Origin of the sequence: Nostoc sp. DedQUE05 (assembly GCF_034530955.1) — a bacterium.
Taxonomy (GTDB): Bacteria; Cyanobacteriota; Cyanobacteriia; order Cyanobacteriales; family Nostocaceae; genus Nostoc.
In genome coordinates this window covers 1-14934 of the sequence record NZ_JAVRCB010000064.1, presented here as the reverse complement: position 1 = coordinate 14934, position 14934 = coordinate 1, and the positions used below count along the sequence as shown (strand labels likewise).

The following is a 14934-nucleotide window of genomic DNA, read 5'->3' as shown; positions in this document are numbered from 1 at the left end:
ATAAACACCTTTCAATTAGATAAAATCAAACAAACAAAGGCAACGAGCCAAACGGGGACAATCATGAATCAAGCCGTTGAGGGAGTACGCTGGACAATTCACGATTTAGAGGTTCTACCCGAAAATGAGTGGACGCGCTATGAAATTATTAATGGAGAACTCTTTGTGACTCGCACTCCTCACCGCCGTCATCAACAAGTTTGTGGCAAAATATTCCGACAACTCGATGTTTGGTCAGATTCGAGTGGTTTAGGGGAAACAATTGTGGCTCCAGGTGTGATTTTTTCGCAAGCAGATAGTGTTATACCGGATGTAGTTTGGGTAAGTCGAGAACGACTGGTGCAAATTGAAGATGAAGCAGGACATTTGACAGGCGCACCAGAGTTAGTAATAGAGGTTTTATCCCCAGGTAAACAAAACGAACTTCGAGACAAGGAAGCAAAACTGAAACTTTATTCAGTTCAAGGCGTGCGTGAGTATTGGATTGTCGATCGCTTCACTAAACAAGTTGAAGTTTATCGGCGAGAAAAAGCACAGTTGGTTTTAGTTGCTACTTTATTAGGCGATGATGAAATAACATCGCCACTTTTACCTGGATTTTGTTGTTGTATTCGTTTCTTTTTTCCTGAATAATAACAAATTTAAATTTTTTTTTGGTAACAAAAAGTTTTAATTAGCAACTTCATACTGTGAGCTACTAATAGGTAATGTAAACCAAAATGTTGCCCCTGCATTCAATGCACTGTTCACACCAATTTCGCCACCGTGAGCATGAATAATTTGCTTACATAAATACAACCCTAATCCCAAACTTACAGAATTGCCGATACTTGTACCCCGAAAGTAAAGGTCAAAAAGCCGATCGCTTTGTTGCTGACTAATGCCCACGCCGTTATCACTAACAGTACAATAAATTATGTCATCCTGACGGGTAGCATTGATTGTCAAAAGCAATTCTGGAGGATTATGTTTCAAAGCATTGACAATTAAGTTAGAAAAAACTCGCCATAGTTGCGTGGGATCTACATTCACTAATGGCAAATCTGCGGATACTAGATTTGTCAGCTTGGCTTGATTTTGTTCTAGCAATGGCTCTAAATCTGCGATCGCAGCTTCGACAACTGTCAGTAATTGTACGGCTTGAAGTTGTAAAACAACACCTTGCACCTCACTGATATGAGTTTCCATCAACGAATTAATTAAGTTCAGTTGGCGATCGCTACTTTGAATCATTCGCTCTAAAATTGAGCGGGAAATCGTAATATTTTCCTCTGAACGGGCCAGCAAATTCTTCAGTACCATTAAAGTACCTAGTACTGGGTTGCGTAAGTCGTGGGAAACTGCATGGAAAAACACTCGGAGTTCTTCTTCAGTTTGCTTGCGCTGGGTAATGTCTTCAATCAAACCTTCGTAGTAAAGCAATTTTCCTTGTTCGTCACGGACTGTATAGGCTTTTTCGGAAATCCAGACAATACTCCCGTCTTGACGATAAATTTGGGACTCAAAATCGGAAACGCTGCCATACTTTTCCATCAGGCGCACAAATTCTGCTCGGCGGTTTGGGTCAACGTACAATTGTTCAATATCAGTAAAATTTGCTGTCACGTCGTCTACTAAAGAGTAGCCATAAATCTTCGCTAAAGCCGGATTTGCCGTAATGTAACGTCCATCGGGACTGCTTTGAAAAATCCCTTCAACAGCGTTTTCAAAAATACTGCGATATTTAGCTTCGGCAACTTTGAGTTTTTGGTAGGCAGATTCTAGTTCTTGGCGGGCGAAAAATTCAGAACGTTGCAGGCGATCGTACAGATAAACACCGATGTCACATATAGTACAAAACCAGAAGATATATAAAATGAACGTTACATTATATATTTCTGGGTGGTCGGGGATTGGTGTTTTTAGCCCAAGTACTGTATTCACACCAAAATAGTAAATCAGCACACTCACTTGAGTCAGCAAGTGAAGAATCCAGCAAACAGGCATCAACACAGCTTGGCTCAAGAACAACAGCGACCAGCCGATGGTATCGGGTAGTGCGAAACCTCTGATGGTTGCAAACAACTGCGACGCTAAACTAAGTGACCAAGAAGACCCCAAAAATAATAAATCTGGACGATGACGACCTAATTTAGTTTTATGTAAAGCAAAGCAAATAATTATACTTGCAAGCATTGCAACATTAATTACCAGGCGTTGAGTTCTAAGTACTTCTGGCAACGGCTGCAACTCTGCAAATGGAAAAAACAGGCCGTAAATATCTCGCAAAGTAAAAGACAACAGACAGATCAGCGCCAGCCATAACCATAAACGTAATCTTTGCCACAAAAAACGGTTACGCCAAACTCTGTAAAGAGTAACGATTTCATCAGTTGTTGGTGCAAAAAAGGTTTTTCTCCACCACCTTTGCACTGTTGTCAATGGAGTAGCCAATAGCATCCGAGCAACTTTGCCCATATCTTGAGGGTGTTTCCTTTACTCAACATTGCCATAAATAACACCCTCTCATTTTTTGGTGATTTATGGGCGATTTGTTGCGGATGAAGTTGCCAAAGGTAGTGTAAACCAGAAAGTTAACCCACGCTTGCGGTTATTTATAACCCCGATTTCGCCGCCATGCGCCTTAATAACTTTCCGACAAAGATACATTTTTAAACCAATGCTTGTAGAGCAGCAATCTTGAGGATCGCGGACATGGAGATCGAAGAGGCGATCGCACTCTACTTTACTCATTCCCACACCGTCATCTTGAATCTGAGTGCGAATCATTCCCCCTTCAACGGTGGCGCTCAGGGTAAAATTTAATCCTGGCGGATTATTTTGTAAGCTATGTGCGATCAAATTTACCACAACTTTCTGCAATCGAATCTCATCTGCCATGACTAACGGTAAGTCTGCCCGAACCAAGTTCTTCAGAGTCGCTTGATTTTGTGTCAGCATGGGTTCCAACTGGGCAAATGTACTTCCCAGTAAGGTGCTAAATTGCACTGGTTCGAGTTTGATCTCAATACCCTGTTTTTCACAGGAATTAATTTCTAGCAATGAGTTAATCATTGTTAGTTGGCGATCGTTGCCCTGAATCATTCGCTCGATGATTGAGCGAGATATTGGGATTGGGGATTGGGAATTGGGCATTGGGCATTGGGCAAGGTTATTTTCATTGTCCCCTTGTCCTCCTTGTCCCTTTGTCCCCTTGTCTCCCTGCCCCCTGCTCCCCTGCCCCTGATTTAATAAATTCTTTAACACCATCAAGTTACCCATCACGGAAGTTCGTAAATCGTGGGCAACTGTGTGTAAAACAACATCTTTGACACGATGCAAATTTTCAACTTCTTGCATTTTCTGCTGCAACTGTGCTGTCCGTTCTTGGACTTGGTATTCTAAATTAGTGTTGAGTTCTGCTAGCTTTTGGCATATCTGACTTTGTTGAATCGCGATCGCTAGCTGTTCTGACATCTGCTGTAACAAATCAATTTCTATGGGCTGCCAATGACGCGGCCCTGAGCATTGATTGGCAATTAACGCCCCAAATAATTCATTGCCTAGCATAATTGGTACAGCCAAGCTAGCCTTCGTTTGGAATTTTTGACAGTGTGCTTTTACTTTGGGAGATGCTGATATTTGCGTTACGTCTTCAACCACACGCACACGATTATCTTTTAATAAGTTTCTTAATTCTTGTAGATAAGCTTCATCTTTAGTAGACCAACCTGAAACTGATGGATATTTAGGATCTACTGATTCGGCAAGAGTTTTGACTCCTAAATTAGCATTATTTAAACCAATGAAAACTCGATCTGCTTGCAGAAATTGCCTGACTTCCGTCACGGTGGTTTGAAGAATTTCCTCTAATTTAAGCGAAGACCGAATTCGCACTAGGGTTTCTGCCAACAACCGATCGCGTTGGGCACAAAAGCGTAATTGTGCTTCTACTTGTTTGCGTTCTGTAATATCGTGATGCACTGCTAAAATGGCAGGAATACCATTCAAATCAATGACTTCAGCTGACAGCAGCGTTGTAATTATCTCGCCAGATTTTTTCCGAAAATCAATTTCTAAGTTACGAGCAACTCCCGTGCTTTGCAACTCTTGCACTAAGTTTAGGCGATCGCGATCGTGTACCCAAAGATTTAATTCAAAAGAAGTTTTACCAATTGCCTCATCTCGCCCATAACCTGAAAGATTCACAAAACTGTCGTTAACTTCGATAAAGCGTCCTTCTTGCAGCGTGCTAATGGTAATTGAATCGGGGCTGCAACTAAAAGCTTTCGCAAATTTTTGGGCAAGATTTTGTAAAGCGACTTCCCCTTGTTTGCGATCTGTGATGTCTCGGACAATTGCTAGTACTTCATCTGTACCACTAACTACCAACCGCGCCTCATAATCTCTGTTTCCCAAAGATGTTGGTAGTTGATATTCACAAGTTTGCAAAATTCCCGAATCTAAAGTTTTAGCGATCGCTACTTGGCTAATAGCTGCAACATCACTCGGCAATAACTCTTGCAGATTTTTTCCAACTATTTCTTCTCTCGAAAGAGTGATATTTGCACCCTCACTTTTTAAATCTAGATACTCGCCATCGCGGCTGATGCGAAACATCAAATCGGGGATAGCATCCAAAACTGCTTTATATCGTGCCTCACTCTCAAGCAATTTTTCTTGGGCTTGTTTTCGATCTGTAATATCCATAACCAAGCCATGCCAAAGAAAATCACCTGTTGCTTGTAATTCTGGTTGTAAAGTACCTTGAATCCATTTAAGTTTGCCACTAGGCGTAATAATCCGACTTTCCCAATGCCAAGGTGTAAGAGTAGTACGACAAACAGCAATAGATTCTGTAAAAGCTTTTATATCTTGTGGATAAATCAGTTTGCATAACACCTGAAAGTCTGGCTGTATAGCCTCTGGTTCTAATTCATACAAATATTTACAACCAGAACTAATATAAGGAATAAATACAGAACCATCCTGCCGTTGCAGAATTTGGAAAATCATTCCCGGTAAATTGGCAGCAATTGTTTCCAGCAGGGGGATCTTCTCTGGTAGAAAATCTGGTTTCTGCGATGATTTTACAATTTCATCCACTCTTAGACCCTTTGATATATAAGCAATTGGCATAATATTCAAGGTAATCATAGCCATTGTAAAAGTTTTTTAGCTGTCAGCACGTAGGCGTAGCCCGTCGTAGACATCGCTAAGAGCAAAAAAGTGGCTATACTTTCAGCGTAGTTCTGGATGCTGCGATCGCATTCACCCAATCGGGTGAACCATTTGCCAAAGAGCGAATGAGTTCAGGAGTGCTGACAGAATACCCTGAGATCATCAACTTCGATCGCAACAATCAGATAGAAAGTAGTTGAACGATACATTTAATCTAGTTTTACCTAAAGGCAAAAACTAATCATGGGCAATCCAAAGTCGGGGTACTTTGCAATAGATTTGAGGAGCGATGAATGCAATTACAACAGACACAACTTTTAGAAGAAACACTATGGGAAGCAGTTCTCAATCGAGACTCCGCTTTTGAAGGTAAGTTTTTTTACGGTGTTCGCTCTACAGGCATTTATTGCCGACCTATTTGCCCTAGTCGCAGACCGAATCGGAATCAAGTTTGTTTTTTCCAGTCGGTACAAGATGCTGAAATTGCAGGTTTTCGACCTTGTAAGCGCTGTCAACCACAATCTGAAATAGTTCCAAATACAGCCAAAATCTTAGCAGTATGTCGATATATTGAAGCACAAGTTGACCACATACCAACCTTATCGGAATTATCCTCTCAGGTAGAAATGAGTCCTAGTTACCTACAAAGAATATTCAAGCAGATAATTGGTGTATCGCCTTTTCAATATGCAGATGCGCTGCGTAGCCAGCGATTGAAACAGCATCTTCAGTCGGGGGAAGAAATTGCTGATGCAGTTTACGATACTGGGTATGGTTCAAGTAGTCAACTGTATGAGAAAGCACCTAAACAATTAGGAATGACACCAAAAATTTACCAACAAGCTGGAAAAACAATCAACATTGTTTATGCGATCGCTCCATGTTCGCTAGGATATTTGCTGGTGGCAACAACAGAGAAGGGTATCTGTGCCGTTAAACTAGGTGATGAAGCAGACAAGCTTGAACACATTTTGAACCAGGAATTTTACCAAGCGCAGATCGTGCGTGACGATCGCACACACAAGGAATGGATACAAGCAATCCTCGACTTCATTGCAGGAGGTGAAACAAATCTTGATTTACCACTTGATGTTCGTGGGACAGCATTTCAGAAACAGGTTTGGCAAGCATTACAAAAAATTCCTTATGGCGAAACCCGCACTTACACTGATATCGCCCGTAATCTTGCCAAGCCCCAAGCAGTCCGCGCTGTAGGTAATGCTTGTGGCGCTAATCCGATCGCGCTAATTGTACCGTGTCATCGGGTGCTGCGGAGTGATGGCAGTCTTGGTGGTTATCACTGGGGAATTGAGCGCAAACAAAAACTGCTTACACAAGAATCGAAATTTCTCAAAGATGACTCAAACACCTGAACTAGAATCGTTGACAGAAGAAAGTCTTACCCGTGGTTTAATGGTGCTTGCCAAACTCGATCGCGATTTGGCTCGGATTTTAGAAACACTGGGGCCTCCACCGATGTGGAAAAGAGAAGCGGGTTTTACAACACTTCTGTGCATCATTCTGGAACAACAAGTTTCTGTAGCGGCTGCAAAGGCTATATTTACCAGATTATGTGGGGTTGTTGTCACTCTGACACCAGAAAATTTTCTGATATTGGATGATGTTCAATTGAGAGCGATTGGATTCAGTCGGCAAAAAATTTTATACTGTCGTGGGTTGGCGAATGCTATTGCAACTGGTCAGCTTAACCTCAGCAAGCTGGAAAAAATGGACGAAAATACGATCAGAACTGAGCTAAAGCGTCTCAAAGGTATCGGAGATTGGACAGTTGATATTTATTTGCTCATGGCGCTGCAACGTCCTGATGTCTTTCCTAAAGGCGATTTAGCGATCGCGATCGCTCTACAAAAACTCAAAAACTTGGCGACGCGTCCAACACCATTGCAACTAGAAGAAATGACACAGCACTGGCGACCGTGGCGAGCAGTTGCAGCAAGACTTCTATGGCATTATTACCTAAGTAATCCCAAATAATTGCTACTTCTCCCTTGGCGCACTTGGCGCACTTGGCGGTTCGTATAATAAATATAAACTAAATGGCAGACAATCAATTAAGCCTAACACCAGAAAATGATAAAACTTCCAAAATACTGCCGATAATCATAGTAATAATTGCATTATTAGCTTTATCTTCAACAGCAATATTTATTAAGGTTGCTGTTAGAGAAATGAGCGCTGTTGCTACATTCTTTAATCGTTTATGGATAGCGACTATTATCTTTGGCTTATGGAGTGGAATTAACCAAGTACGAACTCAAATTACAGATGATAAACCTGTATTACCACAGCAGCCTTATCCAATCAAAGAGATAGCGCTTTTAATCGCAGTGGGTCTAGTTCATGTATTAGGTCGATTATCTTGGACTTGGGCGTTAACTCAGACTGGTGCTGCGAATGCTAATGCGTTAGGTAGCCTCAATCCGCTATTTACTACTTTAGGAGGATGGCTATTTTTTAATCAAATTTTTGGGCGCAAATTTATCATCGGTCTAATCTTAGCCATAATCGGTGCGATCGCAGTCGGATTTGAAGATTTATTGCGTTCTAATAATAATATTACAGGAGATGCTATTGCCCTCATATCATCGATATTTTATGCAGCAAACTTTTTACTTATCGAGCAGATCGGCAATAAGTTTTCAACTATCACCATCCTAGTGTGGCGCTGTGCGATCGCAACTTCATTGATGATACCAGTAGTGCTAATCTTGGAAAAACAAGTTTTCCCAGTTACTTTGTCGGGGTGGTTAGTAGTATTTGCACTAGCTGCTATTTGCGAAGCCTTGGGTCATGGGCTAATTGTATACAGCCTCAAAAATTTTTCATCAGGATTTATTTCTTTACTTTTACTACTCAATCCAGTGATTGTTGCGATTCTTGCTTGGATACTTTTCTCGGAAAACTTGAGTATTTTTAACTTGTTAGGATTGGCTCTAATTTTAGGGGGTATATATCTTGCAATTTCTAACAAAGAAGCTGTGCAATCTAAAATTAATCCCCAGATCCAATCTCCAGCAGAAATAGATTCATCCGCCAGTTCCCCAAAATAATACCAATTTGAAAAAATAATGCGACAAATAGACTATATTGTAGAGACGCGATGAATCGCGTCTTTACTCAAGGATGTGTTGCAATCATTAATTGAATTGCGATAAGAAACGATGGCACAGCCCGCCACAGACATCGCTGCAAGGCTTCTATGGCACTACTACTTGAGTAATGCCAATAGTAAGTCGGTTATAGTTTACCAGTGAATACCTTCTCAGCCGGGCCTGTCATGTAAACTCGTTGGTCGATTTCTGACCATTCAATTTGCAAGGGGCCACCTGGTAATTCTACAGTGGCGGCGCGATCGCATTTCCCAGTTAACACTCCAGCTACTAAAGAAGCACAAGCACCAGTCCCGCAAGCTAAGGTAATCCCAGCACCCCGTTCCCACACCCGCATTTTCAAATAGTCACGGCGTACCACTTGAATAAATTCCGTATTTATGCGTTGGGGAAAAACTGGGTGATGCTCAAATTTTGGGCCGATGGTTTCTAACTCAATTGCTGCAACATCTTCCACAAAGGTAATGCAGTGCGGATTTCCCATATTTACACAGGTGACATCCCAAGTTTGCCCCGCCACCTCTAAGGGCACAGAAATAACTTTTTGTTGGGCGGGTGCGAGAGTGGTAGGAATTTCGCTAGCGAGTAACCTGGGTAAACCCATATCTACTTTAACTTGACCATCAGATAAAAGTTGGGGAGTCATTACACCACCCAAAGTATGAATGCGATATGAGTCTTGATTTCGGGATTCGCCTTCTAAATCTGCCAAAAAGCCAGCTAAACAGCGAATGCCATTACCACACATTTCTGGTTCAGAACCATCAGAATTAAAAATCCGCATGGTGTAGTCAGTGCCGTTTTCTCCAGGTAGGGCAAAAATTACACCATCAGCACCGATACCAAAGTGGCGATCGCACAACTCGATGGCTTGCTCTGGAGTCACTACAGGCACTGATGACGAGCGATTGTCAATCAAAATAAAGTCGTTGCCTAGACCATGATACTTAGTAAATTCGATTGCCATTTCTTCAAGGATGAATTATCAAGGATTAGTTACTCTTTATTTTGCCTTGTAGGTTCATCTTTACTAAAAATGCTTACCGAATTTGACACCACTTTACCCAGTATTAGACAAGTCCAAAACCTGATTAAACAAACAACGCCAGTAGAGTTAAAGCTGCTGACTGGTGATGTACTCACAGGAAAAGTTTTATGGCAAGATCCACAGTGTATCTCTCTTGCTGATGAAAACAGCCAGCAAACCACCGTTTGGAAACAAGCGATCGCCTACATCAAGCCGAAAGTGAGTTAGGAGTGAGGCAAAAACACCACAACCTATCGCTTTATCATTTGCTTCACTCGGATTAAAAATTCAAGCCCACGGCTTAAGCCGTGGGCTTGGAATAAAGATGCCTTGCACCTCGCATCTCGAAGCAATTCTTTATTTATTGTGGGCTTGTATTCCATAATTAAAGTTGTGTATTTTTAATTATTTCATCACTAGACCCAGGTTTTTGCAGCACAAACCCACCGATTGCGTCCTTGTTCTTTAGCTTTGTATAAAGCTTTGTCGGCGGCATTAATTAAATCTTGAGATGAAGTTTTATCTGTTGGTTTCTGAATTGCAACACCTAAACTGACGGTCACAAAATATTGAAAATTATTCTTCTTTTTATGGGGAATTTTTAATTCTTGAATAGATTTTTGAATCAACTTAGTTACTTTAATCGCACCTGATTCGTTCGTATTTGGCAAAATTACAACAAATTCTTCACCACCATAACGAGCTAGTAGATCGGTAGGACGCTTTAATACAGATTGTGCTGCACGAGCAACTTGTATTAAGCATTCATCCCCAGCTAGATGTCCATAAGAATCGTTATAATCCTTAAAATAGTCAATATCAAATATAATTAAAGATAAATAATTTTCATTTAGTATTAGTCGATCCCATTCTCGATCTAAAAACTGATCGAAACAATGACGATTGGCGATTTGGGTTAGAGCATCTAGTTTACTAAGTTTTTCTAGCTGAGAATTTGCTATTTCTAAAGCATTGTTTGCTTGAGCAAGTTGATTAGCTTGAGAGCGGAATTGCTCTAATAATTCAGAATGTTCTAAAGCTACATTAAACTGAGCAGCTAACTGGTGGATAAATTGAATTTCCGACTTTTTCCATTCGCGCGGAAAATGGCACTGATGAACGCATAGTAATCCCCATAAAGTTTTTCCTTTCATTAAAGGTGCAACAATTTGTGCCTTGATTTGAAATTGTTCTAACAGTTGAATGTGGCAATCTTTTAGCCCAGCTTGATAAATATCTGATACTACCTGTATACGCCCTTGGTGATAAGCAACTGCATATTTTTCACCAAAACAATTATCCTTTACCTTGATGGCGATCGTAGAATCGTAGTCAGGCAATACATTCTCGGAGACAAATTCACCAGAGGTATAGTTCGATCCCAGATCAAATCGAAAGATACTGACGCGATCGCTACGGAGAGCCTTACGAATTTCTCGTACAGTAGTCTTAAATAAAATGTCTATATTCAGAGATTCACGAATTTCAGCAACTAAATTAAACAGAATATCCTGCTGCTGATTTGCTTTATACAGTTCTGCTGCTTTTTGTTCTGCTTGAGCTAAAAATTCTGCTTGTTTAACTGCAAATCCTAACTGCGTCGCAATCTGAGACAAAAACTGAATTTCTAATTGTTTCCATTCATGTGGCTGTGAGTGCTGATAAGCAGCAAGCACTCCCCACAGTTTTTTTCCCACAAAAATTGATGCAGTTGCATAAGCTCGAATATGGAACTGTTGTAAAATTTCTAAATGGCATTGAGATAAGCCTGCTGCGTAAACATCTGAAACAACTAAAGTTTCGTTATTACGATACCGTCCACCTTGATTTTCTTGTAGATAAGAGTCATTCCAAACTGTATTTTTTCCTAATGTATCTACATCATCCCATCCAGTCTCTGCAAACTCAAAGTCGCTAACAAATTCTCCACCCCAGTTTTCATAGAAACGATAAACGGCAATCCGTTCGACTCGGAGTAACTTGCAAGTTTCCTTTGTGGTTGTACGAAAAATTGTTTCTAACTCAAGAGAAGCTCGAATTTTACTAATAACTCGGTAAAGCGCCCTTTCTTGCTCTTCTAGCTGCTGAATTTGAACTTGTTTATCATGGAGTTGAGTTTCTAAATTACTAACACTAGGCTGTCCTAAAAGCTTACAGAGTAAATTAGCAGATGCTCTAGTAATAATACGTAAACTTGTGTACAACATTATAAGTATAATTTCAGGAATTTTTTTAAAATGAAAAGATACAGCTACAACGATGTAAAAACGTAGTTTTTCTTAGTTTATAACCATTATCGCGTAATAAAGTTTTGCGATCGCTTCTCTTCATCTGACTTTTGTCATTAAGTCTTAAAAAGCTTTATCACAAATAATTTGGGATAAAGTACTGTAAATACAGTACAGTAAATATCATTATCGCCAAAGTATCTGATAACTGAAAATATGAGATAAAAAAGTATTGTAAAGACAGAATAAATTTGTAAAAAATAAAACTCAGTTCTTAGATAGATTCAGTTAAGGACTTCCAAATAAAAAAATACTCACTCAAAAAACTGGCGAAAAAACTCTCTCCTCCTTATTCCTCTGTGTTCTCTGTGTCTGGAGTGGTTCGTTTATTTGAATAATTTATTTCTTGGAAGTTCCTTCTCAAACAAGGTAATCAAATTCAATAGACCAAAAACTTCTGCGATTGACAAAAATCAAGCAGATGACCCCATTAAATACTTTTCTGCAAAAGAGAATCAAAATTTAACGTGAGTTCGACAAGCCCTTTTTTGACCTCTCCCCCAACTCCTCTTGGACACCCAGAAAAGAGCCAAAACCCTAATTTATCGTTGCTCCCTTTCCCTGTGGGAGGGAGAGGTTCATCGAACTCACGTAAATTTAGAGCAGTCAATCAATTTTGGATTTTGGATTTTGGATTTTGGATTGACCCGAACCACGAGGGTGTGGGGCAAGCCGAATTTTAAATTTGCGGAGTCTTAAAGTTCAATCAGTCACTCTATCGGCAGGTAAAAAGTCTTTGAGCGCTTCTGCTTCACCAGCTTTCACCACTGGGATAGACAGGGGTACTGAATTTGCGATCGCAAATAACTGTTGTAGTTGACTCAAACCTGTCAAGCCGCCACATAACAATACTTGGTCACCGACTTGCAAATCCATGCCGCCATCAGGATAGCGGATAAACTTACCATCTCGCCGGATCGCTTGTACTTGGACTCCATATTGCTTGCCGATATCTAAATCTGCAAGGGTTTTACCTAGTGTTGGCGCGTCTGCATTGACTGTAACCCACTGACAAGCACTATTTTCTCCGGGAACAGCCACTTGTCCCTTAGCGAATTCTGCCAAAGCTGCCAGTTCTTCATCAGCTCCCACCACCAATAAGCGATCGCCTTCTGCCAATTTGGTTTGATTTTTGGGATAATCGATTTCTTCGCCGTTAGCGCGGCGAATCGCCATCAAACTCACTCCTGTTAAATAGCGCATATCTGCTTCTTCTATGCTCATGCCAATTAAGGGCGAATTCGATGGCAGAGGATACCAGCGCTGATTTAAATCGCGGGTGGCTTGGCGCAAATCACGAGCAACTTCAGTTGCAGAGCGCTCTGGGCGCAAATCTAAATAATGATCGTTGCGGATTTGCTGCATTTCTCGTTGGACTACAGGCGGCGACAACAAGCCTAAGCCAGTCAATAAATAGGTTGCCATTTCTAAGCTGGCTTCAAACTCTGGTTGCACAACTTCCCTGGCTCCCAATTGATACAGCACCTCAATATTTTTATCCTGGGTAGCACGGACAACCAAATCTAATTCTGGGCGCAATTCTAAAGCGCGTTTCAAGCAAAGACGAGTACTTATGGGATCTGGGAGTGCGATCGCCATTCCTTTGGCATGATTCACCCCGGCAGTTTCCAAAACGTGTAAACTAACGCAATTACCATAGACATAAGACACCCCAGCCTCGCGCAACTGCTGAATTCTCCTCTCCGATTGGTCGATTACTAGCACAGGTAGGTCGTGTTGCTGCAACAACTTCACCAAATTCTTGCCGACTCGCCCATAACCACAGACTACTACATGGTCTTTGAGAGGCAAATCTTCCGACACATCCTGCACCTCATCTTCTTCTAAGTACGGTTTTAACCAAGGCATTGATTCGGCAAAGTTAAATAAAAATGGCACTAGCCGCAGTACAAAAGGAGTCAGCATCAGAGTGACTGCGGTAGTTCCCAAAATTAATAAGTATATTTGTCGAGACACCAGCCCCAAAGACTGCCCTTCACTAGCGAGAACAAAAGAAAATTCCCCAATTTGCGCCAATCCCAAACCGGCGATTATGGCTGTTTTCAAAGGATAGCGGAACAGTTTCACTAAGGGCGTAATAATCAAAAATTTACCGACGAAAACTATTGCCACTAATACCAAAATTAATTCCAGGTTGTTCCACAAAAACACTGGGTCAATTAACATCCCAATGGCGGCAAAAAACAAACTGGCAAAGATATCTCGCAGTGGTTCGACATAAGTCAGGGTTTGGTCGGCGTACTCTACCTCAGAAATCATCAAACCCGCGACAAATGCCCCCATTTCAATGGATAGTCCCAAATGCTCTGTCAACAGGGCAATGCCTAAACACAGGGCTACAACCCCTAATAAAAATAGTTCTTTACTTTCGGTACGGGCTAGCAGTTGCAACAAAGGCGGTATCAGCCAAATCCCCACAGCTACAGCCCCAGCAGCAAATAAAGCAATCGAACCTAACGCTGTTAGGACAGCAATGCCAATAGTTTCTGCTGGTTGGTTGAGGGCTGGTAAGACTGCTAACATTAGTCCTAGTGCCAAGTCCTGAACAACTAAAATTCCCAGCATCACTTGCCCGTGGGGCGTTTCTGTTTCGTTACGCTCCATCAAGCACTTAAGGACAACGGCTGTGGAAGACAGGGACAGAATACACCCCAAAAACATCCCCTTCGCAGGTAAGGCTCCCCAGGCTCCACTTAACCCGCAGACTAAAACTGTCACCAAAATCGTCAAAGCAATCTGGAGTCCACCTCCACCAAGAGCGATCGCTTTTACCTTCTTGAGTTCCGCAAAGGAAAATTCCACACCCAAGGCGAATAACAAAAAGGCGACCCCGAACTGTGCCAAAGTCTCTACTTGAATCAGTTCTTTAATCAATCCCAGTCCCGTTGGCCCAATGACTATCCCCCCAATGAGATACCCCAGCAGCACGGGTTGTCGTAAAAGTGCCGCTAATAGTCCGCCACAGGCTGCAACGCCTAGAACTAAAACTAAATCAACAATTAACCGAAAATCTTCTTGCACCAGTTTTAAAAGAACTATTAAGACCTATTAATTCAGAATACAAAGTTTTACGATCTCAAACAGCTTGTTTGCTGAAGGGGTGGCAAAATTTGCTTATCTTAAAAGGGGCAGACAGTAGGTGAGCAGAAAGGATACATCAAGGTTTTTGCAGGTATTTTGATTCACGAGTATCAAAGGTGGATTCATCCAGTTCAAATACTCGTTAACGGAGATAAAAGGTGGATTCATCCGGTTCAAATACTCGTTAACGGAGATAAAAGGTGGATTCATCCAGTTCAAATACTCG

11 protein-coding genes are annotated in these 14934 nt (G+C 41.3%); 5 read left to right on the top strand and 6 right to left on the bottom strand.

Translation table 11 applies throughout. The features are described from left to right. Positions 1-63: 63 nt before the first annotated feature. Positions 64-633: a Uma2 family endonuclease gene (locus RMZ42_RS31750; protein ID WP_322675160.1), complete on the top strand. Its 570-nt coding sequence runs from the start codon at positions 64-66 to the stop codon at positions 631-633. A gap of 36 nt (positions 634-669) precedes the next feature. Here RMZ42_RS31750 and RMZ42_RS31745 read toward each other — a convergent pair whose 3' ends face one another. Further along, a complete protein-coding gene (locus tag RMZ42_RS31745; protein ID WP_322675159.1) occupies positions 670-2457 on the bottom strand; it encodes an ATP-binding protein in 1788 nt (595 codons plus the stop codon). 63 nt (positions 2458-2520) lie between these two features. Further along, positions 2521-5142, bottom strand: coding sequence for a PAS domain S-box protein (locus RMZ42_RS31740; RefSeq protein WP_322675158.1), 2622 nt, complete (start codon positions 5140-5142; stop codon positions 2521-2523). A gap of 311 nt (positions 5143-5453) precedes the next feature. Between RMZ42_RS31740 and ada the strand changes: the two genes are divergently transcribed. The 3 genes from ada (at position 5454) to RMZ42_RS31725 (ending at position 8231) form a co-directional block, all read left to right on the top strand. Next, on the top strand, positions 5454-6533 hold the full coding sequence (ada, locus tag RMZ42_RS31735; RefSeq protein ID WP_322675157.1) for a bifunctional DNA-binding transcriptional regulator/O6-methylguanine-DNA methyltransferase Ada: 1080 nt from the start codon (positions 5454-5456) through the stop codon (positions 6531-6533). Next, positions 6517-7155, top strand: coding sequence for a DNA-3-methyladenine glycosylase 2 family protein (locus RMZ42_RS31730; RefSeq protein WP_322675156.1), 639 nt, complete (start codon positions 6517-6519; stop codon positions 7153-7155). The genes ada and RMZ42_RS31730 overlap by 17 nt, the downstream gene beginning before the upstream one ends. Before the next feature lie 62 nt (positions 7156-7217). Next, a complete protein-coding gene (locus RMZ42_RS31725; RefSeq protein WP_322675155.1) occupies positions 7218-8231 on the top strand; it encodes a DMT family transporter in 1014 nt (337 codons plus the stop codon). Positions 8232-8418: 187 nt separating this feature from the next. Here RMZ42_RS31725 and dapF read toward each other — a convergent pair whose 3' ends face one another. Continuing rightward, a complete protein-coding gene (dapF, locus tag RMZ42_RS31720; protein WP_322675154.1) occupies positions 8419-9258 on the bottom strand; it encodes a diaminopimelate epimerase in 840 nt (279 codons plus the stop codon). Positions 9259-9327: 69 nt separating this feature from the next. On the opposite strand from dapF, the gene RMZ42_RS31715 reads away from it, so the two are divergent. Further along, positions 9328-9546 carry an Hfq-related RNA-binding protein gene (locus tag RMZ42_RS31715; RefSeq protein WP_322675153.1) on the top strand — a complete coding sequence of 73 codons (219 nt, stop codon included), beginning with the start codon at positions 9328-9330 and terminating at the stop codon, positions 9544-9546. Between the two features lie 188 nt (positions 9547-9734). Here the strand turns inward: RMZ42_RS31715 and RMZ42_RS31710 are convergent, their stop codons facing one another. From RMZ42_RS31710 to RMZ42_RS31700, 3 genes are all read right to left on the bottom strand, one after another. After that, entirely contained in the window at positions 9735-11525 is a 1791-nt protein-coding gene (locus RMZ42_RS31710; RefSeq protein ID WP_322675152.1) for a diguanylate cyclase domain-containing protein, read from the bottom strand. Positions 11526-12308: 783 nt separating this feature from the next. Continuing rightward, on the bottom strand, positions 12309-14648 hold the full coding sequence (locus tag RMZ42_RS31705; protein ID WP_322675151.1) for a cation:proton antiporter: 2340 nt from the start codon (positions 14646-14648) through the stop codon (positions 12309-12311). A gap of 93 nt (positions 14649-14741) precedes the next feature. Then, a partial coding sequence (locus tag RMZ42_RS31700; protein WP_322675150.1) for a hypothetical protein occupies positions 14742-14934 on the bottom strand: 193 nt, incomplete at its 5' end.